This is a genomic window from Ornithinibacter sp., assembly GCF_035443565.1.
Classification (GTDB): Bacteria; Actinomycetota; Actinomycetes; order Actinomycetales; family Dermatophilaceae; genus Fodinibacter.
In genome coordinates, this window is record NZ_DAORSO010000413.1 from 1 (window position 1) to 1,130 (window position 1,130).

2 protein-coding genes are annotated in these 1,130 nt (G+C 68.1%); both read left to right on the forward strand.

Annotated features, from left to right (window positions below):
• Nucleotides 1–76: 76 nt before the first annotated feature.
• On the forward strand, nucleotides 77–424 hold the full coding sequence (locus tag PLL68_RS15610) for a serine hydrolase domain-containing protein (RefSeq protein ID WP_324535668.1): 348 nt from the start codon (nucleotides 77–79) through the stop codon (nucleotides 422–424).
• A gap of 161 nt (nucleotides 425–585) precedes the next feature.
• The coding region (locus tag PLL68_RS15615; protein ID WP_324535670.1) for a serine hydrolase domain-containing protein at nucleotides 586–1,130 on the forward strand (545 nt) is incomplete at its 3' end.

A 1,130-nucleotide genomic window follows, 5' to 3' on the forward strand; every position in this document is an offset into this window, starting at 1 on the left:
CTCGGTATCGTGAGTCGTTGGGTTTCGCGACCCACGCTCACCGCGGAGGTGGTGCGTGCGAGGACATGGTGTCTCGGTGTTGGCGGTCGCGGTGATGGCCCTCACGGGCTGCTCCGCCTCCTCGCCCACACGCGAAGAGCTGGCCGTTGACGTCCTGCCCGCGGTCGAGAAGTACCTGGCCGAGATCGACCCGGAGGGCCAGGTTCGCGCGGTGCTCGTGCACCACGGCGGTGAGCCGGTCGTCGAGCACTACGTGGACTCCGCCGCCGAGGACTACTGGGACACGAGGTCGGTCACCAAGTCCGTCGTGAGCACCCTGATCGGGATCGCGATCGACGAAGGGCACATCGAGGACGTCCAGCAGACCCTCGGTGAGCTGCTCCCGTCGCGCGTGGCCGAGATGAGCGATGAGACCGCCGCCTGACGCTGCACCAGGTGCTGACGCACACCGCGGGGTTCGAACCGCAGAGGGCCGGAGACGAGTACTACCTTGCCGAGGACTAGGTCGGGCAGATTCTGGCCGACCGGAACGAGAACGCCTCTGCTGACGGCTCAGCCGACTACTCCAACGCGGGGTCACATCTGGTGTCGGCCGTCCTGGTCGAGGCGACGGGGATGCCGGTTCTCGAGTACGCCCGCCAGAAGCTGTTCGAGCCGCTGGGCATCCCGAGCGAACCGGCGTTCGAGCCAGCCGTGGACTTCACCGACGAGGCCGCGGCCAGCGCCCTCTACGAGGAGTACTGGGACGCCGGGTTCGCCTGGCCGGTGGACCCGCAGGGCGTGCACGAAGGCGCCTGCTGCCTGAAGCTGCGCACCCAGGACCTCGCCGCCATCGGCCAGCTGTACCTCGACGAGGGCGAGTGGGACGGTGAGCAGGTGGTGCCAGAGGAGTGGGTGGAGCAGGCGACGACGTCACACGTCGACATCAACGGCGCTGGCACCGTCGGGTACGGCTACCTGTGGTGGGTCACGGACGTCGCTGACGATCCCGGCTTCATGGCCTACGGCTTTGGTGGTCAGGCAATCCACGTCGTCCCCGGGCTCGACCTGGTCGTCGCGATCTCCACCGAGTTCGACGAGCGAGACCCTGGCCGGATGAGCACGACGTTCGGCGAGGAGTCGGCGACCGG